Source organism: Pseudomonas mosselii, assembly GCF_003205295.1.
Classification (GTDB): domain Bacteria; phylum Pseudomonadota; class Gammaproteobacteria; order Pseudomonadales; family Pseudomonadaceae; genus Aquipseudomonas; species Aquipseudomonas mosselii_B.
This window is the reverse complement of sequence record NZ_QJRP01000001.1, coordinates 221,453-246,706: the sequence shown is the minus strand read 5'-3', so window position 1 is coordinate 246,706 and position 25,254 is coordinate 221,453. Positions and strand designations below refer to the sequence as shown.

Annotated in this window: 23 protein-coding genes; 8 read left to right on the top strand and 15 right to left on the bottom strand. The window is 67.1% G+C overall.

Annotated elements, in window-relative coordinates; translation table 11 throughout:
- Positions 1-22: 22 nt before the first annotated feature.
- Both DMX06_RS01270 and DMX06_RS01265 read left to right on the top strand, forming a co-directional pair.
- Positions 23-754, top strand: coding sequence for a sel1 repeat family protein (locus DMX06_RS01270; protein ID WP_258378785.1), 732 nt, complete (start codon positions 23-25; stop codon positions 752-754).
- Between the two features lie 128 nt (positions 755-882).
- Positions 883-1,380 carry an HvfX family Cu-binding RiPP maturation protein gene (locus DMX06_RS01265; RefSeq protein WP_110733802.1) on the top strand — a complete coding sequence of 166 codons (498 nt, stop codon included), beginning with the start codon at positions 883-885 and terminating at the stop codon, positions 1,378-1,380.
- A gap of 72 nt (positions 1,381-1,452) precedes the next feature.
- Here the strand turns inward: DMX06_RS01265 and DMX06_RS01260 are convergent, their stop codons facing one another.
- The 3 genes from DMX06_RS01260 to DMX06_RS01250 form a co-directional block, all read right to left on the bottom strand.
- Positions 1,453-4,599 (bottom strand): CusA/CzcA family heavy metal efflux RND transporter, encoded by a 3,147-nt coding sequence (locus tag DMX06_RS01260; RefSeq protein WP_110733799.1) that lies wholly within the window; start codon positions 4,597-4,599, stop codon positions 1,453-1,455.
- 15 nt (positions 4,600-4,614) lie between these two features.
- Positions 4,615-5,841 carry an efflux RND transporter periplasmic adaptor subunit gene (locus tag DMX06_RS01255; protein ID WP_110733797.1) on the bottom strand — a complete coding sequence of 409 codons (1,227 nt, stop codon included), beginning with the start codon at positions 5,839-5,841 and terminating at the stop codon, positions 4,615-4,617.
- A 173-nt stretch (positions 5,842-6,014) separates the two neighbouring features.
- Positions 6,015-7,217, bottom strand: a complete 1,203-nt coding sequence (locus DMX06_RS01250) for a TolC family protein (protein WP_110733794.1) — start codon at positions 7,215-7,217, stop codon at positions 6,015-6,017.
- 530 nt (positions 7,218-7,747) lie between these two features.
- On the opposite strand from DMX06_RS01250, the gene DMX06_RS01245 reads away from it, so the two are divergent.
- The 3 genes from DMX06_RS01245 to DMX06_RS01235 all read left to right on the top strand — a co-directional run bounded on the left by DMX06_RS01245 (position 7,748) and on the right by DMX06_RS01235 (position 12,099).
- On the top strand, positions 7,748-8,968 hold the full coding sequence (locus tag DMX06_RS01245; protein WP_028691821.1) for a putative DNA modification/repair radical SAM protein: 1,221 nt from the start codon (positions 7,748-7,750) through the stop codon (positions 8,966-8,968).
- A complete protein-coding gene (locus DMX06_RS01240) occupies positions 8,959-9,828 on the top strand; it encodes a TIGR03915 family putative DNA repair protein (RefSeq protein ID WP_110733792.1) in 870 nt (289 codons plus the stop codon). Before DMX06_RS01245 ends, DMX06_RS01240 begins: the two co-directional genes overlap by 10 nt.
- Before the next feature lie 105 nt (positions 9,829-9,933).
- The gene (locus tag DMX06_RS01235; protein ID WP_110733790.1) at positions 9,934-12,099 is read left to right on the top strand and encodes a TonB-dependent siderophore receptor; all 2,166 of its coding nucleotides are present in this window, start codon (positions 9,934-9,936) and stop codon (positions 12,097-12,099) included.
- A 290-nt stretch (positions 12,100-12,389) separates the two neighbouring features.
- Here the strand turns inward: DMX06_RS01235 and DMX06_RS01230 are convergent, their stop codons facing one another.
- The 5 genes from DMX06_RS01230 to DMX06_RS01210 are packed head-to-tail and all read right to left on the bottom strand — an operon-like array spanning position 12,390 to position 16,827.
- A complete protein-coding gene (locus DMX06_RS01230; protein ID WP_110733787.1) occupies positions 12,390-13,145 on the bottom strand; it encodes an ABC transporter permease in 756 nt (251 codons plus the stop codon).
- Positions 13,145-14,350 carry an ABC transporter substrate-binding protein gene (locus tag DMX06_RS01225; RefSeq protein ID WP_110733784.1) on the bottom strand — a complete coding sequence of 402 codons (1,206 nt, stop codon included), beginning with the start codon at positions 14,348-14,350 and terminating at the stop codon, positions 13,145-13,147. The genes DMX06_RS01230 and DMX06_RS01225 overlap by 1 nt, the downstream gene beginning before the upstream one ends.
- Positions 14,337-15,158, bottom strand: a complete 822-nt coding sequence (locus DMX06_RS01220) for an ABC transporter ATP-binding protein (protein ID WP_110733781.1) — start codon at positions 15,156-15,158, stop codon at positions 14,337-14,339. The genes DMX06_RS01225 and DMX06_RS01220 overlap by 14 nt, the downstream gene beginning before the upstream one ends.
- Positions 15,155-16,219 carry an acyl-CoA dehydrogenase family protein gene (locus DMX06_RS01215; RefSeq protein ID WP_110733779.1) on the bottom strand — a complete coding sequence of 355 codons (1,065 nt, stop codon included), beginning with the start codon at positions 16,217-16,219 and terminating at the stop codon, positions 15,155-15,157. Before DMX06_RS01215 ends, DMX06_RS01220 begins: the two co-directional genes overlap by 4 nt.
- A gap of 47 nt (positions 16,220-16,266) precedes the next feature.
- Positions 16,267-16,827 carry a carboxymuconolactone decarboxylase family protein gene (locus DMX06_RS01210; RefSeq protein ID WP_110733777.1) on the bottom strand — a complete coding sequence of 187 codons (561 nt, stop codon included), beginning with the start codon at positions 16,825-16,827 and terminating at the stop codon, positions 16,267-16,269.
- 102 nt (positions 16,828-16,929) lie between these two features.
- On the opposite strand from DMX06_RS01210, the gene DMX06_RS01205 reads away from it, so the two are divergent.
- Positions 16,930-17,838: an AraC family transcriptional regulator gene (locus tag DMX06_RS01205; protein WP_110733775.1), complete on the top strand. Its 909-nt coding sequence runs from the start codon at positions 16,930-16,932 to the stop codon at positions 17,836-17,838.
- Positions 17,839-17,850: 12 nt separating this feature from the next.
- On the opposite strand, the gene DMX06_RS01200 is transcribed toward DMX06_RS01205, so the two are convergent.
- From DMX06_RS01200 to DMX06_RS01180, 5 genes are all read right to left on the bottom strand, one after another.
- Positions 17,851-18,729: a DMT family transporter gene (locus DMX06_RS01200; protein ID WP_110733773.1), complete on the bottom strand. Its 879-nt coding sequence runs from the start codon at positions 18,727-18,729 to the stop codon at positions 17,851-17,853.
- 277 nt (positions 18,730-19,006) lie between these two features.
- Positions 19,007-21,106 carry a putative bifunctional diguanylate cyclase/phosphodiesterase gene (locus DMX06_RS01195; protein WP_110733770.1) on the bottom strand — a complete coding sequence of 700 codons (2,100 nt, stop codon included), beginning with the start codon at positions 21,104-21,106 and terminating at the stop codon, positions 19,007-19,009.
- 140 nt (positions 21,107-21,246) lie between these two features.
- Positions 21,247-21,747 carry a GNAT family N-acetyltransferase gene (locus DMX06_RS01190; protein WP_110733767.1) on the bottom strand — a complete coding sequence of 167 codons (501 nt, stop codon included), beginning with the start codon at positions 21,745-21,747 and terminating at the stop codon, positions 21,247-21,249.
- Positions 21,748-21,834: 87 nt separating this feature from the next.
- Positions 21,835-22,254 carry a RidA family protein gene (locus DMX06_RS01185; protein ID WP_110733765.1) on the bottom strand — a complete coding sequence of 140 codons (420 nt, stop codon included), beginning with the start codon at positions 22,252-22,254 and terminating at the stop codon, positions 21,835-21,837.
- A 110-nt stretch (positions 22,255-22,364) separates the two neighbouring features.
- Complete coding sequence (locus DMX06_RS01180; protein ID WP_028691834.1) at positions 22,365-22,577, bottom strand: PLDc N-terminal domain-containing protein; 213 nt, start codon at positions 22,575-22,577, stop codon at positions 22,365-22,367.
- A 128-nt stretch (positions 22,578-22,705) separates the two neighbouring features.
- On the opposite strand from DMX06_RS01180, the gene DMX06_RS01175 reads away from it, so the two are divergent.
- Positions 22,706-23,455 carry an SIR2 family NAD-dependent protein deacylase gene (locus DMX06_RS01175; protein WP_110733762.1) on the top strand — a complete coding sequence of 250 codons (750 nt, stop codon included), beginning with the start codon at positions 22,706-22,708 and terminating at the stop codon, positions 23,453-23,455.
- A 78-nt stretch (positions 23,456-23,533) separates the two neighbouring features.
- Here the strand turns inward: DMX06_RS01175 and DMX06_RS01170 are convergent, their stop codons facing one another.
- Positions 23,534-24,001: an FAD/FMN-containing dehydrogenase gene (locus tag DMX06_RS01170; protein WP_110733760.1), complete on the bottom strand. Its 468-nt coding sequence runs from the start codon at positions 23,999-24,001 to the stop codon at positions 23,534-23,536.
- Positions 24,002-24,062: 61 nt separating this feature from the next.
- Positions 24,063-24,677, bottom strand: coding sequence for a LysE family translocator (locus DMX06_RS01165; protein WP_110733757.1), 615 nt, complete (start codon positions 24,675-24,677; stop codon positions 24,063-24,065).
- 112 nt (positions 24,678-24,789) lie between these two features.
- On the opposite strand from DMX06_RS01165, the gene DMX06_RS01160 reads away from it, so the two are divergent.
- A complete protein-coding gene (locus DMX06_RS01160) occupies positions 24,790-25,242 on the top strand; it encodes an Lrp/AsnC family transcriptional regulator (RefSeq protein ID WP_110733754.1) in 453 nt (150 codons plus the stop codon).
- The last annotated feature ends 12 nt before the right edge of the window (positions 25,243-25,254 follow it).

Here is a 25,254-nt window from a genome sequence, read left to right as displayed (position 1 = left end):
CCGAGGCAACCGCGTAACTGCCATGACCATCCCAGCCGTCCCCTCGCTTCTGGCCCGCCCCCGCACCTGCCTGGCCGCGTCGTTGTCGTTGCCGTTGCTGCTGACCGCCGCCAGCGCCCAGGCCTTGGAGGTGAGCATCGACCCCCATGCCGACCTGCTGTATCGCCAGGCACTGCCTCTGCTGGAGCAGGCCGACAGCCAGGACGACAGCGCCAGCCCGCTGCGCACCGCCAGCGGCGACCCCGAGCTCAGCCGCCAGGGCCAGGCCATGGCGCACACGTTGCCCACAGCGGTGGCCCTGCTGAAAAAGTCCGTGGCACTCGGCCACCCAGTGGCGCAGTATCGCCTTGCGCTGTACTACACCACCTATCTGCCGGCAGGACAGATCGCCGAAGCCGCCTGCCCGTTGCTGGAGGCCAGCCTCAAGCAGGGCTTCGCCCCGCCCGCGCTGGCCATCGCCCACTGGTGTTCACCCTACAATGCCAGCCCCGCCTACCGCGAGGCCCTGGAGGCGGTGCCCAGCATGGCCACCCTGTACGCCGCCTACTACCCGCAGCCGGCCACCCGCCTGGCCTGCAACCGTACCCGCCCGCAGGGCCTGCAGTTGCAGTGGGGGCGCCAGCGCGACTACCAGGCCGAGATCTATCGGTTGCTCGGTGAGCTCGACCCACGCCAGCGCCAGGCCTTCCTGCAGAAGGCGGTGGACATCAACGGCTGCGCGACGGCGCAACAACGCCTGACCAGCAACCGCTGAACCTCGCTACACAGCGATACATATACCCGTCATCGCCGACACACTGCCGATACCCTGCCACCGCACACTCCCGGCCACGACAGCGCAACGGCCCCCTGCCGTTGCCGTATACACCGGGAACCCTGCTCATGAAAGCTGCGCCACTGTCCTCTGACTGGAAGCTGTTCAACGTCCTCGATCACACCGGCAACTGGAGCGCCGACCTGCCGCTACGTCTGTTCCTGGCCTGGGAGTTCTTCGAATCGGGCCTGGAGAAACTCAACGGCGCCAACTGGTTCGCCGACCTGCAAGGCAGCTTTCCGTTCCCGTTCGACCTGTTGCCGGCAGGCCTCAACTGGCAGCTGTCGATGTGGGCCGAATTGATCTGCCCGCTGCTCCTGCTGCTGGGGCTCGGCACCCGTCTGGCTTCGGCGGTGCTGATGGTGGTGACGGTAGTGGCGATTGCCGCGGTGCACTGGCCGAGCCAGTGGTCGAGCCTGGCGGAACTGGGGCGGGGGTATGCGATCACCGACCAGGGCTTTGGCAACTTCAAGCTGCCGCTGATCTACCTGGTGGCGTTGCTGCCGTTGCTGCTGAAAGGGGCTGGACGGTTGAGCCTGGATCACTGGCTGTGGCGGCGGCGCTAAAGCCATCGCGGGGCAAGCCCGTTCCCACGAAGATGTCGCTTCGTGGGAGCGGGCTTGCCCCGCGAAAGGGGCTTACGCTACTCCTGGCTCATCCCGCCGATGCGCCCATTGATACAACGCCGGCAACACCAGCAAGGTCAGCGCCGTCGACGACAGGATCCCGCCGATCACCACCGTCGCCAGCGGCCGCTGCACCTCGGCGCCGGTGCCGGTGGCCAGGGCCATGGGGATGAACCCCAGCGACGCCACCAGCGCGGTCATCAGCACCGGCCGCAGGCGGGTCAGCGCGCCCTCCTCCACCGCGGCGCGCAGGCCTCGACCTTCCTCGCGCAGGTTGCGGATGAAGGCGATCATCACCAGGCCGTTGAGCACCGCCACGCCCGACAGCGCGATGAAGCCCACCCCCGCCGAGATCGACAACGGGATATCCCGCAGCCACAACGCCAGCACCCCGCCGGTCAGGGCGAAGGGGATGCCGGTGAACACCAGCAGACCATCCTTGAGGTTGTTGAACATCATCAGCAGCAAGGCCATGACCAGCAGCAGCGAGACTGGCACCACCACCCGCAGGCGCTCGGCCGCCGACTGCAGCTGCTCGAACTGCCCGCCCCAGCGGGTCCAGTAGCCCGGCGGGATCTGCACCTGGTCGATCAGCGTCTGCGAGGCCTGTTCGACAAACGACCCCAGGTCACGCCCACGCACGTTGGCGCTGACCACAACCACACGCTTGCCATCCTCGCGGCTGACCTGGTTGGGGCCCAGCTGCAGGTTCAGGGTGGCCACCTGCGACAGCGGGATGAAGCCGATCTGCGAGGCTCCGGCGGCGGCGCTGGCCGGCACCGGGATAAGCAGGCTGGACAGCCCATCGACATCGGTGCGTAGCGTTTCCGACAGGCGCACCACCATGTCGAAGCGACGGTCGCCTTCGTACAAGGTGCCGGCAGTGCGACCACCCACGGCGATGGCGATGGCGTCCTGTACGTCACCCACATTCAGGCCGTAACGGGCCGCCTTGTCACGGTCGATATCGATAGTCAGCACCGGCAGGCCGGTGGTCTGCTCGACCTTCACCTCGGAGGCTCCCGGCACCTGCTGAAGGCTGGCGGCGATCTGCGCGGCGGTGCGGTTGAGCACCTCCATGTCGTCGCCGAACACCTTCACCGCGACATCGCTGCGCACTCCGGAGATCAGCTCGTTGAAGCGCAGTTGGATCGGCTGCGACAGCTCGTAGTTGCTGCCCGGCACGCTGGCGGCGGCGCGCTGCACTTCGGCGATCAGCTCATCGCGCGGCTTGCCCGGGTCCTGCCATTGCTCACGGGGCTTGAGCATCACGTAGGCGTCGGAGATGTTCGGTGGCATCGGGTCGGAGGCGATCTCGGCGGTGCCGGTGCGGGCGAACACCCGCTCGACTTCCGGCACCTGGGCGATGATGGTCTTCTCCAGGCGCTGCTGCATATCCACCGACTGCGACAGGCTGGTGCCCGGCACACGCAGGGCCTGCAGGGCGAAGTCGCCCTCGCTGAGGCTGGGGATGAACTCGCTACCCATGCGACTGGCCAGCACGCCGGACAGCAGCACCACGGTGGCGGCGCCAGCAAAGGCCAGGTTGCGTCGGCCCAGCACCCAGTCCAGCACCGGGGCGTAGCGGCGGCGGGCGGTGCGCATGACCACGCCCTCCTCCTCCTTCACCTTGCCGGTGACGAACAGCGCGATAGCCGCCGGGACGAAGGTCACCGAGAGGATCATCGCCCCCAACAGCGCCATCACCACGGTGAAGGCCATGGGGTGGAACATCTTGCCCTCGACCCCGGTCAAGGCAAAGATCGGCAGGTACACCACCATGATGATCAGCTGCCCGTAGATCAGCGGGCGGCGCGCCTCGCGGGCGGCGGCGAACACCTCGTGGAAGCGCTCGGAGCGGGTCAGCATGCGACCATGGTGCTGCTGGGCATGGGCCAGGCGGCGGATGGCGTTCTCGACGATCACCACCGCGCCGTCGACGATAATGCCGAAGTCCAGTGCCCCCAGGCTCATCAGGTTGGCACTGACCTTGTTGCTGAACATACCGGTGAAGGTGAACAGCATCGACAGCGGGATGACCATGGCGGTGATCAGCGCCGCGCGAATGTTGCCCAGGAACAGGAACAATACGGCGATGACCAGGATCGCGCCTTCGATGAGGTTCTTCTTCACCGTGGCGATGGCCTTCTCGACCAGGTTGGTGCGGTCATAGACGGTGATCGCCACCACACCCTCGGGCAGGCTGCGGTTGATCTCCTCGAGCTTTGCCGCGACCGCCTGGGACACCGTGCGGCTGTTCTCGCCGATCAGCATGAACACCGTGCCCAGCACCACCTCGCGGCCATTCTCGGTGGCAGCGCCGGAGCGCAGTTCCTGGCCCAGGCCGACCTGGGCCACATGACTGACGCGAATCGGCGTGCCATCGACACTGGAGATGACGATGTTGGCGATGTCCTCGGCCGAGGCCACCTGGCCCGGGGCGCGGATCAGCAACTGCTCGCCGTTGCGCTCGATGTAGCCGGCACCGACGTTGGCGTTGTTGCGCTCGAGCGCCGCGACCAGGTCGTTGAGGGTCAGCTTGTAGGCCGCCAGACGCTTGGGCTCGGGGGCAATCAGGTACTGCTTGGCATGGCCGCCGATGCTGTTCACCTCGGCCACGCCCGGCACATTGCGCAGCTGCGGCTTGATGATCCAGTCCTGGATCACCCGCAGGTCGGTGGCGGTATAGGGCGTGCCGTCATCCTTGAGCGCGCCCTCCTTGGCCTCGACCGTCCACAGGAAGATCTCGCCAAGGCCCGTGGAGATCGGCCCCATGGCCGCCTCGATTCCCTCGGGCAACTGCTCGCGGGCCACCTGCAGGCGCTCGTTGACCAGCTGGCGGGCAAAGAAGATGTCGGTGCCGTCATCGAAGATCACTGTCACCTGGGACAACCCCGAGCGCGACAGCGAACGGGTCTGCTTGAGGCCCGGCAGGCCGGCCATGGCGGTTTCGATGGCGAAGGTGATGCGCTGCTCGGTCTCCAGGGGCGAGTAGCCGGGCGCGGCGGTGTTGATCTGCACCTGCACGTTGGTGATGTCGGGCACGGCGTCGATGGGCAGCTTCTGATAGCTGTGGATGCCCACGGCGGCCATCAGCACCACGGCGAGCATCACCACCAGGCGTTGCTCGATGGCGAACTGGATAATACGTTCGAACATGAAAGGCGTCCCCGATCAGTGGCTGTGTTCGGCCGAGCCTTTGCCCAGCTCGGACTTGAGGACGAAGCTGCCGGCGGCGGCGACCACGGTACCGGCGGCCAGCCCCTCGCGCACTTCCACCTGGCCGGCGTCGCGGCGCCCGGTCTTCACCGGGCGGGCCTCGAAGCCCTCGTCGGTACGGGCGAACACCACGGTCTGCTCCTCCCAGGTCTGCAGGGCGCTTTCCGGCACCACCACGGCGGCGTCGAAGCGCTCGACGGTGACCGCGATGTTTACGAACAACCCGGGGCGCCAGGCGCCATTGGGGTTGGCCAGGGTGGCGCGCACGGTGGCGGCACGGTTTTGCTCGCCGAGCAGGCTGCCGACGTAGTTGACCGTACCCTCCACCTGGGCACCAAGGTCCGGCGCGCTGACGCTGACGCCACGGCCGCTGACCACCTTGTCAAGGTCGCGTGGGGCCACGGCGAAGGTGGCCCAGACCCGACTGAGGTCGGACAGGGTGAAGGCGTTGCTGGTCTCGTCCACCACCTCACCCACGGTCAGGTGCTTCTCTACCACCACCGCGTCGAACGGCGCGCGCAGCTCGTAGCGGTTGCCCTGGCCGGCCGGTGCCACGGCGGCTACCTTCTGCCCGGCGTTGGCAGCGGCGATCTCGGCCTCCTGCAGTGCCTGGCGGGCCTGCAGGTAGTCCTGCTCGGCGCTGATGCGCTCCTGCCACAGCTGCTTCTCGCGCTCGAAGGTCAGACGGGCCAGCTCCAGGCGACGCTGGGCGGCCTGCTGTTCGCTGCGCAGTTCGGAGATCTGCTGGCTGGCGATCACCGCCAGCACCTGGCCACGCTTGACCGTCTGGCCCAGCTCGGCCTGCACCGACTCGACCACGCCGGGGACGCGGGGCACCACATGGGCGGTGCGGTCCTCGTCGAAGCGGATCTCGCCGGGGAAGCTGATGGCGGTGCCCAGGCTTCGTGGGCCGGCAGTGGCCAGTTGCACGCCGGCGGCCTGGATCTGCTCGGCGGAGAGGTGCAGCTGGCCCTCCTCGTCAGCATGGCCCTCGCCTGCGGACTCGCCGTGGCCATGGCCGTCGTCCTTCTCTTCGTCGTGGCCATGGCCGGCTTCGCCGTGGTCGTCGTGCTGGGCCTGGCCGCTGCCGGCCTTGCCGAAGGTGCCGGTCCAGGCCGCGCCACCGAGGCCGAAAACGGCCAGGGCAGCGGCGAGGATGGCGAGCTTGCGTGGGTTGGTCATTGTTGCTCCTGATTCCAGGCTTGGGCGTTACCTCGTCGGGGCCGCTGTGCGGCCCACCGCGACACAAGGCCGCTCCCACAAGGTTTTGCATTGATCGTCAGTTCTGCGCGTTCCCTGTGGGAGCGGCCTTGTGTCGCGATGGGCTGCGCAGCAGCCCCCTTTCTCAGCTCGCTCTAGAGCTCGCCGTAGATGCGTTCCACCTGCGCCCGGGCATCGGTCGCCTGGGCCAGCGCCTCGAGGTACAGCCCGCGCGCCTCGATCAGCGTGCGCTGGGCATCGAGCACATCGAGGAAGGCAAACTTGCCCATCTCGAAGCCGCGGGTGGCGGTGTCCACCGCCTGCTGGGCGGCAGGCAGGATGGTGCGGTCGTAGGCCTGGACCTCGCCCATGGCCGTGCCCCACTGCTCCAGGGCGCTGCGGGTTTCGCTGCGCAGGCGCAGATCCACGGCGTTGCGCAGGTCGCGGGCCTGGTCGGCGCGGCGGGCGGCGGCCAGCACGTTGCCCTGGTTGCGGTCGAACAGCGGCAGCGGCATCGACAGCCCGACCACGTTGACCCGCTCACGGTCCTCGCGGCTGTACTGGCTGCCGAGGCTGACGGTCAGGTTGGGAATGCGCTGGGCCTTCTCGGAGCCGAGGCTGGCATCGCCACGCTCGATCTGCGCCGCGGCCAGGCGCCACTCGGCGGTCTGCTCGACCTTGGCCAGCAGGCGCTCGGTCTGCGGCGCCGGGCCGGGCGAAAGGTTGCTCGCGTCGAGCCGGTCGAAACGGGCCTCGGCACTGCCCGTCAGGCGCGCCAGGGCCTGGTTGGCCACGCCACGTTCGGTACGGGCCCGACGCACCGCCGCCTCGGCCTGGGCCAGCTGGACCTGGGCGCGGGTGGCCTCCACCGGCGAGGACTGCCCGGCCCGCACCCGCCCTTCCACCACCCGCAGGCCGCGTTCGGTCAGCGCCTGCGACTGTTGCGCCAGCTCCAGCGCTGTCTGTGCCCGCAAGGCGGCATGGAAGGCCTGGATCACATCGGCGCGCAGGCTGTTGCGCTGGCGCTCGAGCTCCAGCCGCGCGATCGCCTGGCCGGCCTCGGCCACCTCGATCCGCGCGCCGCGCTTGCCGCCCAGTTCCAGGGCCTGGCTGAGGGTCACGGTGGTGGTGCTGGTGTCGCGGCGGGTGTCCTCGACCTCCCAGGACAGCTCGGGGTTGGGGATCAGCCCGGCCTGGCGGCGCTCGCCCTCGGCGATGCCGATCTCGCGGCCGATGGCGGCGAAGTCCGGGTTCTGGGCGAAGGCGGCGTCGAGCGCCTGGTCAAGGCTCAGGCCCTGGGCAGCGGCAGGGCCGGCCAGCAACAGGCAGAGCAAGGCGATCTTGCGGGGGATGGGCACGGCGGAAGTCCTCGTCGACAAGCGGCGGAATGCTTTGGCGAGGGACTTTAGGCAGCGGTGGTTATCGGGGGGGTGGCGGGAAGATTACAATTTTGTAATCCGGGGAGGTGGGCCTTTCAGGGTGTTCGACGACAGGGCTGCAGCGCCTTTGAGATCGAGCGCCCCCGCGCGGCGCATCGCGACGCAAGGCCGCTCCCACATCTGTTTCGGGCCAGTCAATCCTGTGCCACTACCTGGTCCGCCTTGTTGGCCCGACGAAATTTCAGCATGGGCACCACTGCCGCTCCGCACGACTTGAGGCATGCACCAAGGCGGGCGCCGCCTCATTCACAGGAATAATTGGCCCGAAACAAATGTGGGAGCGGCCTTGCGTCGCGATGCGCCGCGCGGGCGGCGCTCGATCTCATAGACGCTGCAACACTTTCGCCAGGCACCTCTGCGCCATCACGCCATCAAAACCACCTGCAAACACTTGCCATCAGGCCAATGCCGAAATACTGTATGAATAGACAGTTAATTCGGACAACCCCATGCAGCTCATCGCCAAGCTCGGCATCCTCGCCGACGCCGCCAAGTACGACGCATCCTGCGCCAGCAGCGGCGCTCCCAAGCGCAGCTCACGCGGTCGCGACGGCCTCGGCGCCACCGACGGCATGGGCATCTGCCACAGCTACACCCCGGACGGGCGCTGCGTATCCCTGCTCAAGGTGCTGCTGACCAACTTCTGCCTGTACGACTGCCAGTATTGCGTCAACCGCCGCTCCAGCAACGTGCCGCGGGCGCGCTTCAGCCCCGAGGAGGTGGTGCGCCTGACCCTGGACTTCTACCGGCGCAACTGCATCAGCGGCCTGTTTCTCAGCTCCGGCATCATCCGCTCGGCCGACTACACCATGGAGCAGCTGATCCGGGTGGCCCGTCTGCTGCGCGAGGAGCATGGCTTTCGTGGCTACATCCACCTCAAGACCATCCCCGACGCCGATCCGCTGCTGATCGAGGAAGCCGGGCGCCTGGCCGACCGCCTGAGCGTGAACATCGAGCTGCCCACCGACGCCAGCCTCGAACGCCTGGCCCCGGAAAAACGCGCCAGCACCATCCGCCAGGCCATGGGCGTGATCCACCACGGCCAGCAGGCCGTCGCCGGTGAACCACGGGCACCCCGCTTCACCCCCGCCGGGCAGAGCACCCAGGTCATCGTCGGCGCCGACGCCACCGACGACAGCGCCCTGCTGCGCAACGCCGAATCGCTGTACCAGGGCTATGGCCTCAGGCGCGTCTACTACTCCGCCTTCAGCCCGATCCCCGACAGCCCGTCCAGCGTGCCCCTGGCCGCCCCGCCGCTGCTGCGCGAGCACCGCCTGTACCAGGCCGATTTTCTCCTGCGCGGCTACGGCTACAAAGCCGGCGAACTGCTGGGCGAAACCGGCAACCTGGCCCTGGACATCGACCCCAAGCTGGCCTGGGCGCTGGCCAACCGCGAGGTGTTCCCGCTCGACGTCAACCGCGCCGAGCCAGCCTTGCTGGCGCGCATCCCCGGTATCGGCCTGCGCAGCGTGCAGCGCCTGGTGGCCCTGCGTCGCGAGCGGCGCATCCGCTACGACGACCTGATCCAGTTGCGTTGCGTGCTGGACAAGGCCCGCCCGTTCATCGTCACCAGCGACTACCGCCCGGCCCAGGCCGAGCTGCGCAGTGGCCTGCTACGCGCCCGCCTGCGCGAACCCCAGGCACCGGTGCAGATGGGCCTGTGGGGATGATTGCGCTGGACTGCGGTGACGACTTCGCCACCTGGCGCGACCAGGCGCGGCAACTGCTCGGCCATGGCATCGACCCGGCTACGGTGACCTGGGGCCAGGCACGTATGGACGACCTGCTGGCCGTGCCCACGCCCCTGCCCGCCGGCCCCGGCCCGTTCCGCGCCCGCGTGCCGGCGGCGCTGCTGGCCCAGCTGGAACAGGCCGGGCGCTACCGTGGCGAGCAGCGCTGGAACCTGCTGTACGAAGTACTCTGGCGTGTCGCCCATGGCGATCGCACCGCCATGCTCGCCGGCGACCGCCTGGGCAGCGAGATGCAGCGACGCATCCGCCAGGTCGGCCGCGAAGCCCATCATCTGCATGCCTTCGTGCGCTTCGTGCCACTGCCCGAGGTGTTGGCCGAACAACTGCAACTGGACCTGGTGGCCTACCACGAACCGGCCCACGACATCCTCGACAGCGCCTGCGGGCATTTCGCCGATCGCCTGGGGCGCCAGCGCTGGCTGATCGCCACGCCCCTCGATGGCGTGCGCTTCGACGGCCAGCACCTGGACTACCGGCGCCAGTGCCCGCAGGAATGGCGGCAATGGGCGCGCAACGCCGAGGACCCCGGCGTCGAGCTTTGGCTGGCCTACTACCGGCACACCTTCAACCCCACCCGGCTCAACCCCGGCGCGTTGCGCCAGCACCTGCCCGGGCGCTTCTGGCGTCACCTGCCGGAGGGCCCGCTGATCCCTGAGCTGGTCGGCCAGGCGCGACATGGCAAGCAGCGCGACGGACAGGCGCTGGAGGTCGGGCGCCAACGTGGCAAGCGGATTGCCTCAGCGGGCCCGTCAATCAGACCAAACGAATTGAATTTGTGAGAAATTCATCATTTTCAACTTCAAATGCATTGTTGCGAGACTGACAATCCGACAAACTTATTGCTAATTATTCTCATAAGCACTAGCAATAAGGATAGGCCCGGTATGTCACCGCACGTCTCCCCTCACCGCTTCACGCCCACCCGCAACCTGCTGGCCATGGCCATCTGCATGGCGACCCTCACCCCGGCGCTGGCCGAGGAACAAGCGCCGGCCGTGATCGAACTGGGTGCCACGGCTATCAACGACAGCAGCCTGGGCAGCACCACCGAGGGGTCGAAGTCGTACACCACCGGCTCCATGGCCACCGCCACCAAGCTGCCGCTGACCATGCGCGAAACGCCCCAGGCGGTGACCGTGATCACCCGCCAGCGCATGGACGACCAAGGCATGACCAGCATCAACGACGTGGCCAGGTACACGCCTGGGCTGTTCCTCAACCAGTCCAACGGCCCGGGCCGACAGACCTACAAGGCTCGCGGCTTCGACGTCGACAACATCATGTACGACGGCATCCCCAGCGCCTACACCGGCTGGGTGGTCGGTGCCCAGCCCAACCTGGCGATGTTCGACCGGGTCGAGGTGGTGCGTGGCGCCACCGGCCTGGTCACCGGCTCCGGCACGCCGTCGGCGGCCATCAACCTGGTGCGCAAGCGCCCGCTGGCGGAGCAGAAGGTCACCCTCACTGGCGCCGCCGGCAGCTGGGACAACTACCGCGGCGAGCTCGACGCCTCCAGCCCGCTCAACGACAGCGGCACCCTGCGCGGCCGCGTGGTGGCCTCGTACCGCGACGCCAACGGTTTCCGTGACGGGCAGCAGGAAGACCACGGGCTGTTCTACGCGATCACCGAGGCCGACCTTGGCGAGGACACCACCCTGACCCTCGGTCTTTCTTACCAGAAGGACAAGACCAACGTGTTCTGGGGCGCGATCCCCACCGACCTCAACGGCCACCACCAGGACCTGCCGCGCTCGTACAACCCGGCCACCGACTGGGAGGTCAAGGACCAAGAGATCAACACCCTGTTCGCCGAGCTGCGCCAGCGCCTGGCCAATGACTGGAAGCTGCAGGTCAACGCCATCTACAGCGAGCAGAACGCGCTGTTCCGCGGCTCGTACCAGTCACGCTGGGACCTGGCCAAGCCGCTGAGCCGAACGGTCTACCAGGCGGCCCACGACGAGAACCAGCTGGGTCTGGACACCTTCGCCAGCGGCCCGTTCGAGGCCTTCGGCCGCACCCACGAGCTGGTGGTCGGTGCCAGCAAGCGCATCTACGACATGACCGAGCGCAACTACAGCCCCTACGACCTGGACTATCCCCTGGACGGCGGCAAGCCGAACTTCCTGCACACCGGCAGCAGCCGCTACCTGATCAATCAGGAAGGCGTGTACACCACCACCCGCCTGAGCCTGGCCGACCCACTCAAGCTGATCCTCGGCGGGCGCCTGGACTGGTACGACTACGACCAGCGCGACAATAACGAGGGCGACTACAAGGTGACCCGCAACGTCACCCGCTACGCCGGCCTGATCTATGAACTGGACGAGCACCACTCGCTCTACACCAGCTACACCGACATCTTCCAGCCCCAGGACAGCAAGGACCCCAGCGGCACGCCGGTGCGGCCGATCGAAGGCAAGAACTACGAGGTGGGCATCAAGGGCGAGTACTTCGACGGCGCGCTCAACGCCAGCCTCGCGGTGTTCCGCATCGACCAGCAGAACCGTGCGGTCGAGGTGGACAAGAGCCTGTGCCGGGCCGGCCAGTTCGCCTGCTACGAAGCGTCAGGCGAAGTGCGCAGCCAGGGGATCGACTTCGAGGTGCAGGGCGCGCTGACCGAGCAGTGGCAGATCGGCGCCGGCTATACCTATGCCCGCGTGCACACGGTCAAGGACGCCAAGAATCCGGAAAAGGTCAACAAGCCCTTCGAATCCAACACGCCGCAGCACCAGTTGAAGCTGTTCACCACCTACCACTTCCAGGGCCTGCTGGAAAAACTGCGGGTCGGTGGCGGCGTCACCTGGCAGAGCCGCATGTACAACGACTTCACCGTGGCCGACGGCAGCAGCTACCGCCTCGAACAGGGCGCCTACGCCGTCACCGACCTGATGGCCGGCTACGCGGTCAACCAGCACCTGGACCTGCAGCTCAATGCCAACAACGTGTTCGACCGCAAGTACTACTCGTCGATCTCCAAGTCGGTGAACTATGGTAGCGACACCTTCGGTGATCCACGCAACCTGATGCTGACGGCCAAGTACAGTTTCTGAGTCCCAGCGCGCAGGGATGCGCCAACCATCCATTTTCAGGCCTTACGCGCCTCCCCTTTCGCGGCATAAGGCCGCTCTCATGGAACAAACCGAAACTTATTGATTTAGCTTGACTCTGTGGGAGCGGCCTTGCGTCGCGAAAGGGCTGCGCAGCAGCCCCGGCAATTTCAATGGTGGCTCAGAACCTGGGGCCGCTGCGCGCCCCTATCGCGACGCAAGGCCGCTCCCACAGGGGGACAGTTCCCTGCACGACAGCGCAGCCCGACGAGCTGGGCGATCCCCTACAGGCTTCAGGCATGCACCCAACGCCGATGCAGCCCACGCGCCAGGGCATCGAGCATGAACCCCAGCACCCCGATCAGCAGCACCATCGCCATCAGCTCCGAGTAGGCCAGCCGGTCGCGGGTGTCGAGGATGAAGTAGCCCAACCCGGCGCTGACCCCAAGCATCTCGCACGGCACCAGCACGATCCATAGGATGCCGATGGCCAGGCGCACGCCGGTCAGCACATGGCCGATCACCCCGGGGATGATCACCTTGCACAAGGTCTCCCAGCGCGTGGCGCTGAGGCTGCGGCTCAACTGCAGCCAGCGCGGGTCGAGCTGGCGTACCCCGGCGGCGGTGTTGAGCAGGATCGGCCACAGCGCGGCGAAGGCCAGCAGGAAGTAGATTGGCTGGTCGCCCACGCCCATCAGCATCACCACCACCGGCATCCACGACAGCGGCGAGATCATGCGCAGGAACTGGAACGCCGGCGTGGTCGCCGCCTCCAGGTGCCGGTAGCTACCCACCAGCAGACCCAGTGGCACACCGATCAGCAGCGCCAGCAGCAGGCCGACGAGGATGCGCTTGAGGCTCACCCAGATATGCCCGTAGACCTCGCCCTGCCCCAGCAGCTCTACCAGGCTTTGCAACGTGGCCTGGGGCGCGAAGCGCGCCGACAGGCCATCGGCGGCGCCGAACAGGCGCACGCCCGCCCACCACAGCAACAGCAGCGCCGCCAGGCCCGCCAGGCCCAGGGCGCCATGCACGACATGCCTGCGCATCAGACCGCAAACTCCTCGCTACGCTGGAAGTTCTCGGCGATGCCGAACGCGGCCGGGCCACCGACGGCGGCGATGGCGTTGCGCACGAAACGCTCGTCCACCAGGTCACGGGCGGTTTGCGCCGGGTCCAGGGCGGCGAGGAAATCGCTCTCGCCGACGATCAGGGTGTTCTTCAGGCGCTTGACCAGTTCCTCGGTGTAGCTGGGGAACGGGTAAGGCTGGAAGTCGATGCGCTTCTCGTCCCACTGCTGGTGCTGGATCGCGCCACTGGCGATGTAGCCCGCGCGGTCTTCGGCCGAAGGCGCCAGCACCTTGGTCAGCACCGCCGGCTCGTGCGGGGTGTACTTGTTGGGGCCGGCCTTGGACAGCAGGGCTGCGGCCTCGGCACGGTGTTCGCGGGTCCACTGCTGGGCCTTGACGATGGCGTTGACCACCTTCTGCGACCACTCAGGGCGGTTGTTCAGGTCGTGCTCGTGCATGAACACCACGCAGCAGGCATGGTTGCGCCAGACATCGCCGGTGAAGCGCTGCACGCGGCCGACCTTGAGGTTCTCGGCCAGGGCGTTGAACGGCTCGGCAACGATGTAGCCGGCGATGCGCTTGCTGGCCAGGGCCGGTGGCATGTCCGACGGCGGCAGCACCAGCAGGTTGACCTCGTTGTCCGCCAGTTGCGCGTCGGCCGGCTTGGACACGGGCTTGAGGCCATTGTCGGTGAGCATCTGTTGCAGCACCACGTTGTGGATCGAGTACCAGAACGGAATCGCCACGGTCTTGCCGCCGAGCTGCTTCATCTCGGTGATGTCCGGGGCCACGGTCAGGCCCGAGCCGCCGACATGATTCCAGGCCACGACCTTGGCCGGCACCTTGCTGCCATAGCGCGCCCATACGGTCATCGGCGACAGCAGGTGGATGACGTTGACCTGGCCAGAAATGAACGCCTCGATCACCTGCGCCCAGCTGCGCAGCAGCACCGGGCGCTCGGCCTTGATGCCCTCGGCCTCGAACAGGCCGTTGTTGTGCGCCACCAGCAAGGGCGTGGCGTCGGTGATCGGCAGGTAGCCGATGCGCACCGGCGCGTCCGGCTCGGCGGCGGCGCGGGCCTGCAGGCTCGACAGTAGCGGCACGGCGCCGGCGGCGGTGAGCATGGCACTCAGCTTGAGAAAGTCGCGACGGGACGTCGTGGAACAGCAGTCATCCATGCACATGGACAGCCTCCGAGGGCAAGGGGAATGGAGTGGGTTCGGCTGTGCGGCTTGCCCGCCGAAGGGTTTTCAGTATCTCGATGCGCAGCGCGCCCAGTTCCTCGACCCGCTGCGCACGGGGCTGCGGCAGGTCGATGTACCACTGGCCGAGGGTGCGCGCCGGGTGGTTGCCCAGTAGCAGCACGCGATCGGACAGCAGCAGGGCTTCGTCGATGTCGTGGGTGATCAGCACGGCGGCGGTGTTGTGGGTGGCAATCAGCTGCAGCAGCAGTTGCTGCATGTCGGCCCGGGTTACCTCGTCCAGCGCGCCGAAGGGTTCGTCCAGCAACAGCACCTCGGGCTGGCGCGCCAGGCAGCGGGCCAGCGCGGTGCGCTGGGCCATGCCGCCGGACAACTGCGCCGGGTACTGGCCACGGGCGTGGGCCAGGCCCACCGCGTCAATGGCGTGGTCGATCCGTGCGCGTCGCTCGGCCGCCGGCAGCTTGGGCTGACGAGCGAAGTCGAGGCCGAAGGCGACGTTCTTCTCAAGGGTCAGCCAGGGCAGCAGGCTGGGGTCCTGGAACGCCACCGCCAGGCGCGGATGCGGCCCCTGCAGCGGCTCGCCGTGCAACTGCACGCTGCCGCCACGGGCCTGCTGCAGGCCGGCCAGCACGCGCAGCAGGCTGGACTTGCCGACCCCGCTGGGGCCGAGGATGGTAACCACCTCCCCCGGCGCCAGCGCCAGGTCGAACTGCTCCAGCACCGCCTGCCAGCCACCCTCGCGCGGGTAGCCCAGGCTGATGTCACGGGCTTCGAGTAGCACCTCGGTCATGCAGAGGCCGCCTGGCGTTGCAGCTCGGCGCGCAGCTGCACCAGGCTCGGGGTGACGATCGGCACGAACGCCGACTCGCGCCAGCGGCGGGCGAAGCCCTCGCCATAGGCGCTCAGGTAGGCCTTGCCACCGCTGGCCTGCAGCTCCAACTGCACGGCGTCGGCGGCGCATTCGGCAAGGGTGATACGCAGCTTGAACAAGGCAGCCGGCTGGCCCTGGAAGCGGCCGTCGAGCAGCCCCTGCTTGAGTTCGGCGACCGTGTTCTCCAGGCGCTCGGCGAGCACCTGGCGGGCCTCTTCGAGAAACGCGCCACGCCCCTGCAGGTGTGCCTGCGCCTCCTCCAGCGCGCGGCGGGCCAGGCCAATGGCCATGCCGCACTGCAGCGCCAGGAACGCCGGACGCACCCTGGGCAGGAACTCGCGGGCGTTATCGTGCAGCAGCCAGTCGCGGGCCAAAGGCACCTGGTGGAAAGCCAGCGCCGCGGTGTTGCTCGACTGCAGGCCCATCAGTTGCAGGTCGTCGGAGCGCTCAAGGCCCAGCGCGTTCGACGGGATGGCGACCACGAACGGCGCGCCGCCGGCATCATCCTCGATGGCTGCGGCCACCACGAAGCCGCTCTTGCGCAGGTTGGTCACCCAGTGCAGGCGCCCTTCCAGGTTCCAGCCGTCGCTCGCGGCGCGGCCACGCACCTGCAAGGCCTCGATGCCGGAAAGGAACTTCATGGCGTTGGACAGGCCGGTGGCCCCGGCCAGCTCGCCCTTCAGCAGGTCGGGCAACAGCCGCTCGCACAGCGCCTGGTTTGGGCTTTGCAGCAGGTATTCGATGAAGGCGCGCTGGCCCCAGCAGACAAAGGCCGCGGCCAGTGAACGGCTGGCGATGGCAGCGATGGCCTCGACCGCCGCGGTGACGTCGTCACCCGAGCCGCCCAGGGCCGGATCGACGCCAATGCGCAGCAGTTGCGATTCGGCGATATGCGCCAGTACCAGGTGTGGATCGCACTGGCCCTGGTCGATGGCCTCGGCATTGGCATCCAGCCATTGTCGAAATGCATGATCAAGCATGTCCCTACTCCTGTTGAAACGCCGGACGCGCCGGCATCAGGCCCCGATCAGGCCGAAGGCTGCCAGCGGTACTTGCCGAGCTCGTCGTTGAGCGGCGTCTGGGCGAACACATTAGCAAAGTTGCACAGGGTTGCGAGGCTCACGCCGAGAATCACTTCCAGGGCGTTGCCTTCGCTGAAACCGGCATCACGGAACACCTGGTAGGTGGCGTCAGAGACGTTGCCACGGGTGGCGATCACCTCACGAGCGAAGGCGGCCAGGGTCTCGTAGCGGGCATCGGGCAGCTCGCCACGGGCACGCAGGGCATCGACCACTTCCTGGGGCAGCTTGGCCTTGTTCAGGGCCACGGCGGTGTGTCCGGCGACGCAGAAATCGCAGCCATGCTGGGTGGCGGCGATCAATTGCACCACTTCGCGCTCGGCCAGTGTCAGCTCGGACTTGCCGTTGAGCGCCGAGACGGTGACGTAGGTTTCCAGCGCCGCTGGCGCGTTGGCCAGGATGCCCAGCAGGTTGGGGATGAAGCCGGAGTTCTTCTGCGCGTTCTCGAGGAACGGGCGGGCGGCTTCCGGGGCGGTCTGCAGGCTGTGTAAAGTGATGCGTGCGGACATGGAGTGGTCTCCTTTGATGTAGGTCGCTACAGTCTGTTGGTTATAAGAAGTAGCATCCATATTCATCAGTCGCCTTTCCTTGCTCCAGAGTCCTTGCATTAGATGATTTCTTCCAGCCCCCTCGTCGATTGGTTATTAGAGAGCCTGGAGCTCGACGCCAGCCTGTTCCATGTCGGCCGCTACTGCGGGGGCTGGCACGCCAGCACGCAGGGCATGGGCCGGGCCAGTTTCCACCTGGTGGTGCAGGGCCATTGCTGGCTGCATATCGATGGCCAGGCGCAGCCGCTGCGCCTGGAGAGCGGTGATGCGGTGTTCCTTTTGCGTGACCTGGCCTATCGGCTGTCCGGCGACGAGCATGCCGCCGACGCCTGCGCCCAGCCGCGCCGAAGCATGCAGGCGCTGGACCTGGAGGCCGGAGACGGCGTGGGGCTGGTGTGCGGGTTCTTCCACTTCCAGTCGGGGTTGTCGTCACTGATCATCGACGGGCTGGCGGACTGGATCCTGCTGCGCGCCAACGAGCCGGCCGGCAGCGCGGCGCGGGTGCTGTTCGGGCTGATCCTCGAGGAATGCCGTCGCCCGCAGCCCTCCCAGGCGCTGCTCGAACGCCTCACCCACCTGCTGTTCCTGTATGTACTACGCCAGCAGGTGCACGCCGGCCAGTCGCTGGGCGGGCTGGTCGCCCTCGCCCGCCAGCCGGCCTTCGCCGGCTTGCTGGAACGCTTGATCGAGGCGCCGGGGCAGGCCTGGACGCTGGAGAGCATGGCGGCCTGCACGGGGCTTTCGCGCTCGGCCTTCTTCAAGCGCTTCAACGAGCTGGCCGGGCAATCGCCCGGGCAGGTACTGCTGGCACTGCGCATGCGCCATGCCTGCCAGTTGCTCAAGGCGGGCAATACCGTCGAACAGGTGGGCGCGCAGGCGGGGTATCAATCGGTGGCGGCCTTTACCCGGGCGTTCGCCAAGGCGGTCGGTGTACAACCGGGGGCTTATCGCAAACAGCAGGGTACGGGATAAGGGGCATGTCCCTCAGGCCCGTCGCAGCATCCAGGCCGCCCCCAGGCCGCTGAGGCATATCACCGCGATGCCGACCAGGCTCGTGCCGTCCGGTACCTGGCCGAACACTACCAGGCCCAGCAGCCCGGCGAACACGATCTGGCAATAGCTGAACGGCGCCAGCAACGCCGGCGCGGCATGGCGGAACGCCTGGGTCAGCAACAGGTGCGCGGTCATCCCGAAGGCGCCCAATGCCAGCATCAGCAGCACATGGGACCATTGCGGCACCTGCCAGAAGAACGGCACCAGCGCCGTCAGGATCAGGGTGTTGCACACCCCTACGTAGAAGTTGCTGGTGGTCGGGCTGTCATGGGCCGCCAGCTTGCGCGTCAGCAACTGGTAGAAGCAGAACGCCAGCGCCGAGCCGAAGGGAAACAGGATGGCCGGGGTGAACATCGCCCCGCCCGGATGCACCACCACCAGCACGCCGACAAAGCCCATCACCACCGCCAGCCACTGCCCCGGCGTCACCCGCTCCTTAAGCAGTGGCACCGACAGCGCGGTGACCAGCACCGGCGCGAGGAAGTTGACCGAGGTCGCCTCGGCCAACGGCAGGTACTGCAGCCCGGCGGTGAACAGCAGGCTGGTGCTGAGCAGGCTCAGCGCGCGTAGCGTCTGCAGCAACGGCCGGCGGGTACGCAGCACCGCGAGGCCCGCCTTGGGCAGGAAGATCCCGGCCATCAGCAGGGTATGCACCAGGTAACGCACCCAGACCACCATGATGATCGGGTAGATCCCTCCGAGGAATTTCGACAGTGCGTCATGGCTGGCGAACAGGAAGGTGGCCACCACCACCAGGGCGATGCCACGCAGCGGCTGGTTGACTCCGGACAGCGGCGAACTGGAACTCATGAGGCTCTCGGGCGATGGCCCCGGCATGGTGCCGGGGCATGGGCGGATTCTAGAAGAGAACCCGTGGGCGCGACAAAGCCTTGTGGTCCAACCGGTACATTTTGTTCGCTGATCGACCACTTTTGCCGAATGCCGTGCGGATTCTGTAGGAGCGGCCTTGTGCCGCGAAAGGGCTGCGCAGCAGCCCCAGGATTCAGCATTGCTGCAAAGATCGCATGGGCCGCTTTGCGGCCCTTTCGCGGCACAAGACCGCTCCTACAAGGGCGTGCAGAACCCGTCAGGACCGCGGCATCACCTGCGTCAAGCGCTCGCTCGCCGGTGCCGGCCGGCCGTACAGGTAGCCCTGAAAATGCGAGCACCCTTCGGCCAGCAGGCGCTCCATCTGCTCGGCCGACTCCACGCCTTCGGCGGTGGTCTTGATCATCAGGCTGTTGGACAGCTCGGTGATCGCGCGGATGATCGACATCGCCTCGCGGCTCTCGCACATGTCGTGGACGAACGACTTGTCGATCTTTATCCGGTCGAACGGGAACGAACGCAGGTAGCCCAGCGAAGAATATCCCGTGCCGAAATCGTCTAGGGAAATCGACACCCCCAGGTCCTTCAGCGCCCGCAGGGTGCGCACGTTGTCCTCGCTGTTGCCCAGCAGCACCGACTCGGTGATCTCAAGCTCCAGGCGCGTGGCGGGCAGGCCCGAGTCGGCCAGGGCCAGGGCCACGGTATGGACCAGGTTGGCATTCTTGAACTGCACCGCCGAGAGATTGACCGACACCGTCTGCTCGGTGCCCCAGCTGGCCGCCTCCTGGCACGCCAGGTTCAGCGCCCGGGCGCCGATCTCGTGGATCAGGCCGGTCTCCTCGGCGATGGGGATGAAGTCCATGGGCATGATCATGCCGCGGCTGGGGTGCTCCCAGCGCAGCAGGGCCTCGTAGCCGGTGACGCTGGCGCTCTGCTGATCCACCACCGGCTGGTAGTGCAACTGCAGTTGGCCCAGGTGCAGCGCGGTGCGCAGGTCGGTCTCGACCAGGCGGCGCTGGCGGGCGGCGACATCCAGCTCGACATGGAAGCACTCGTAGCGGTTGCGGCCGTTGCGCTTGGCCTCGTACAGGGCCATGTCGGCGTAGCCCAGCAGTTGCTCGGCCTGGTCGTGGTCGTCGGGCGCGACCGCCACGCCGATGCTCACCCCCACGCTGAACTGGTGCCCTTCGATGTGGAACGGCGGGCAGATCGCCTCGATCAGGCGCTGGGCGGTATTGCGCGCGGCATCGCCGGTCTCCAGGCCCGAAAGCACCACGGCGAACTCGTCGCCACCAAGACGGGCCAGGGTATCGTGCTCGCGCAGTTCGCGGCGCAGGCGCTTGCCCAGGGCGCGCAGCAGCTTGTCGCCGAAGGCGTGGCCGAGGGTGTCGTTGATGTTCTTGAAGTTGTCCAGGTCCAGGCACAGGGCGGCGGTCAGCTTGCCGCTGTCCTCACCGCGCAGCAGCGCCTGCTTGAGACGCTCGTGAAACAGGGTGCGGTTGGGCAGCCCGGTCAGCGCGTCGTGATGGGCCATGTGGTGGATCTGGGCATGGGCGGCCAGCTCCTCGGTGGCGTCCTCGGCGACGAACAGCACGTAGTCCCCCTGCCCTTCACGGTTGTCGCAGAGCGTGGCCCGGCTGCGCAAGGTACGCGGCCCCGTGGCGGTGTCGACCCGGGTTTCGGCGGCGTAGCCCTTGGTGCTGCGCGCCCCGCGCGCCAGCTGCTGTTCGAGGTAGTCGACGGCCGCCGGCACCAGGCACTGGCCCGGCAGCTGGCCGACCATGCGTGTGCCCTGACGGCCGAACAGGCGCTCGGCCTGCTGGTTGGCCAGGAGGATCTGCTGGCTCTGCAAGTCCTGGACTATGACGCTGGCGGGGATGTTGGCGATAACCGAGTCGAGGAACTGCGAGAGGGTGGTCATCTCCTGGCTGTACTGTTCGGCCAGCTCCTTGGCCTTGAGCAACTCCAGCTCATGCTGGCGGCGCTCGGAGATGTCGCGGGTGATCTTGGCGTAGCCGATCAGCTGGCCGCTGTGTTCATCCTGGATCGGCTCGATCACCACGCTGGTCCAGAAGTGCGAACCGTCCTTGCGCTGGCGCAGCCCTTCGGCCTGGAAACGCCCCTCGTTACGCGCGGTGTCCAGGCTGAGTGCCGGCAGGCCGGCATGGCGGTCCTCGTCGGTATAGAACACCGAGAAGTGCTGGCCGATGATTTCCTCGGCCTGGTAGCCCTTGGCCCGCTGCGCGCCCGGGTTCCAGTTGGCGACGATGCCCTCAGGGGTGAGCTGGTAGATGGCGTAGTCCGCCACGCTCTGGATCAGCAACCGGTACATCATGTCGGGATTGGCGGCGAGCGGCATGGGAATGACCTGAATCCTTCACAGCAGGAATAGGAAGCCTCCGGACCGTACGTCGGAACAGTCCGAAATTACGAAGTGCTGGCATTATGCCGCTCGATGAGGGGTTTTTGTGAAGTGCATCACAAAAAATCTGCAAGGCATCAGTGCCGCTGCCGGGTCACCAGGAAGTTGCGCAGTGGCGGTTCATCATCCAGCGCGATCTCCCGCACCGGACGCGGCAGGTCCGCCAGCACTGCCTGGCAGAATGCCAGGGCCGGGGCATCCTCGGGATAGCAGCGCACCAGCCAGTCGCTGTCGCCTTCGCACAGCGTCTGCCGAGCCACCGCCAGGCCCACGCCCTGGCGGCGGTACTTCTTGAGGATGAACAGGTCGGCCAGCTCGCTGGCCTCGATGCCGGGCAGTTCGCTGCGCTCGATGAGCATGAAGCCGGCGATGAAGCCGTCCACCAGGATAAGGCTGGCGCTCCAGCCGGGGGTTTGCCAGTAGCGGGCGAAGTGCGGCTCGTGGATATAGAAACGCCCGTCCACCTCCACATCCTCCTGTTCCCAGTCGGAGGATTCGTAGGCATAGAACTGGTAGAGGTTGCGGACCAGTTCGGCATGCTCGGGGCCGGTCTGGAGCAGTTCGACAGGGGCGGTCATGGGGCAGGCTCGAGGCAAATCGCAAGTCTACCAGCCCCTCCTGCGCCGAGCCCGCATCCTGTGGGAGCGGGCTTGCCCCGCGATCGATCACGCCTCGGGCAATGCCGCCACCGCGTCCACTTCCACCAGCATTCCGTCCAGCGCCAGGCGTGGGACAGGAATCAGCGTGCAGGTCGGCGTCATCCTGCCACCCCAGGCGCGCTCGGCCTCGGCCACCCATTGGCTCAGGCGCGCCTCGGAATGGTCGACCACCAGCAAGGTGAGCTTGAACACGTGCTCGAGAGTAGCCCCGCGGGAAGACAGGGCGATCTTCAGGTTCACCAGGGCCTGGCGCGCCTGCTCGTCGAAACGCGCCGACAGGTTGCCCTGCAGATCTTCGCCGCCCTGCCCGGCGATGTACAGCAGGCGGCTGCCGGCACGTACTTCGGCGACATGGGAATAGGCATTGCCACTGGGGTCGTAGAGGCCTTCGGGGTTGCTCAGGGCGAAGGCGGCTGGCTGGGTCATGGTATCGCTCCGTCGATGGAATGAGCGGCCGAGTATCAAACCTCAGGTTAAGTCGAGGTCAAGCCCTTCAAACCACCGCAGATCGTGCCCCCTCTGAATATCCAACGCCTCTATTTTTCGTGCAGCACCGCCCGCCCCTTCACCGCTCGCGGCCCGCGCCAGGCCCAGATCAACAGGCCGGGAAACGGCGCGTAGACCACAAACACCACCCACAGCATCTTGCGTTCGGCGCGTCGGTCGCTGCCGATGATATGCCAGATGGCCCAGAGCTCCAGCAGGATGACCACGAGCGCGACGACGAACCAGAGTGTTCCGATTTCCATGAGTCCTCTCCTATTGGCATGTACTGGGTTGGGTCGCCGCATGCACCGAGGGTTCATTCGGATCTTGTCCGGCGTGCCACCGGCTGGCACAGTGGTCAGCCGCCCAGCACCCGCGCAGTGGAGCCTCCATGCCGTTCGATCCGACACTGCTCGCCCAAGCCCACCATGTGGTGGTGTTCACCGGTGCCGGGGTGTCCGCCGAAAGTGGCATTGCCACCTTCCGCGACAAGCTGACCGGTTTGTGGGAGCGTTTCGACCCGGCGCAGTTGGCCAGCGCCGAGGGCTTTCGCGCCGATCCGGCGCTGGTCTGGGGCTGGTACCAGATGCGCCGCGCCGGGATCGCCCAGGCCACGCCCAACCCCGCCCACCTGGTCATCGCCGCGCTGGCGGCGCGGGTGCCGAAGCTGACCTTGGTGACCCAGAACGTCGACGACCTGCACGAGCGCGCCGGCAGCCAGGACGTGCTGCACTTGCATGGGCGACTGGACACGTTCCGCTGCCTGGACTGCGCGCACCCGGTCGACGGGCCTGTGGCCCTGCCTGGGGACGCCCTCGAGGGCCGCCGCATCGAGCCGCCGCGCTGCAGCCGCTGCGCCGGGCCGCTGCGACCGGGCGTGGTGTGGTTTGGCGAGATGTTGCCGGAGCAGACACTGGAGCGGGCGTTCGACGCCGCGCAGCACTGCGATGTGCTGTTGTCGGTGGGAACGTCCGGCGTGGTGCAGCCTGCGGCCTCGATTCCACGCCTGGCGCTGGCCGCGGGGGCGACGGTGGTGCATGTCAATCCGCAGCCTGCGAGCGAGGGGCATCCGCGGGAGTTCGCATTGGCCGGCAAGGCGGGCGAAGTGTTGCCTGAGTTGATGCGTCAGGGGTTTTCCTGAATCTGCCGTGCTGTCAATGACGGCCCTGTCGTGGGGCAAGCCCGCTCCCACGAGGCTCGCACCCACAGGGCCATCGGTTCAGCGGCTGGCCTGCTGCAGTGCCGCTTTCAGGTCATCGGCAGCGGTATAGGTCTTCTGCCCGACCAATACACCCTTGTCCAGCGAGAGCCACAGCACCTGGCCCTCCTCCCCGGCATAACGACTGGCGACCTGGCCATCCCGGTCCAGCAGCACCCGGTAGCTGTAGTCACGCATGGCCGGTATGGCGAACAGCTTGCTGATCAGCGCCGGCATGCGCTGGATATCCGCGACGAACACTGCACTGCGTGCCTCCAGATAGCCCTTGGGTTGCTCGGCCAGGGCCGCCTTCATCAGCTTGGCACCGTCCATGTCACGGGCGACCAGCAGAATGCGGGTGTCGCTGCCCAGGCTGTAGGGCTGGTCATACTGGTCGAGCAGGGTCCAGGGCGCGAGGGTTTCCCCGGTCTGCACGGCGTGGGCCAGCAAAGGAAGCAGGCTGAGCAGGAGTGCGGCGGCGTATTTCATGGTTGTCGAGTCCGGTTCATGAGGGCCGTCAGCATAGCCCAAGCCGCCGCCGTTGACAGGTTCAGCGCAATTGCCCGGCAATCAGCCCCACGGCGATCAGGATCATCACGCCGCCTGACAGCCGCCCCACTACCCGCGCCGCCGCGGGCCGGGTGCGCAGCACGGCCTTGGCGCCGTAGCCGACCATCAGGTAGATCACCAGCGAGCTGCCCAGGTGCACCAGCCCCAGCAGCAGGATCTGCAACGGCAGCGGCCAGCTCGACTGCGGATCGGTGAACTGCGGCAGCAACGCCAGAAACAGCAGGAAGACCTTGGGGTTGAGGCCACTGACGCACAGGCCCTTGATCGCCCAGCGCGACCCCGAGTCTCGCTCGCCGCCTTCGCCCGCCTCGGGCACCGCCGGGCTCAACAACAGGTTGCCGCCCAGCCACAGCAGGTAGAGGCAGCCGGCCAGGGTCAACAGGGTCAGCGCCAGCGGATGCCCGGCGAGCAGGCTGCCGACCCCGGCCGCCACCACCAGGGTGACCAGGAAATGCCCGGACAGCATGCCGGCCACCGCCGGCACCACCCAGCGCCCGCGCATACCGGCGGAGATGGCATAGGCCCAGTCGGCACCGGGGGTGATCACGAACAGCAGGGAGACGGCCCAGAACGCCGCCAATACACTCATGGCCATTTCGAGCCTTCCTTTCACACAGGTTTCGGTGAAAGAAAGGCTACGGATATCGGCCGGGGATTTTCTTTCGTATATTCCCTCTACCAAGCCGAATACTGGAAGATTCTCCCCCATGGATCGAACCGATCGAAAGATCCTTGCCGAACTGCAAAAAGACGGGCGCCTGTCGGTCACCGAACTCGCCGACCGCGTGGGCCTGAGCCTGTCGCCCTGCCACCGCCGCCTCAAGGCGCTGGAGGAATCCGGCGCCATCCTCGGCTACCACGCCCGCCTGGCCCCAGCGGCCCTGGGCCTGAATTTCGCCGCACTGGTGTTCGTGACTTTGCGCGAAGTGACCCGCCAGCCGGTGGCGGACTTCGAGGCGGCGCTCGGGGACATTCCGCAGATCGTCGAGGCCCAGCGCCTGTTCGGCGATCCGGACTACCTGTTGCACGTGGTGGCCAAGGACCTGCCGGCGTTCCAGAAACTGTACGACGAACAGCTGACGAGCATCCCCAATGTCAAGCGGCTGAGCTCAACACTGGTGATGAAAGAAGTGATTCAGGACAGGTTGTTGCCAATGTAACCACCAGCGGGG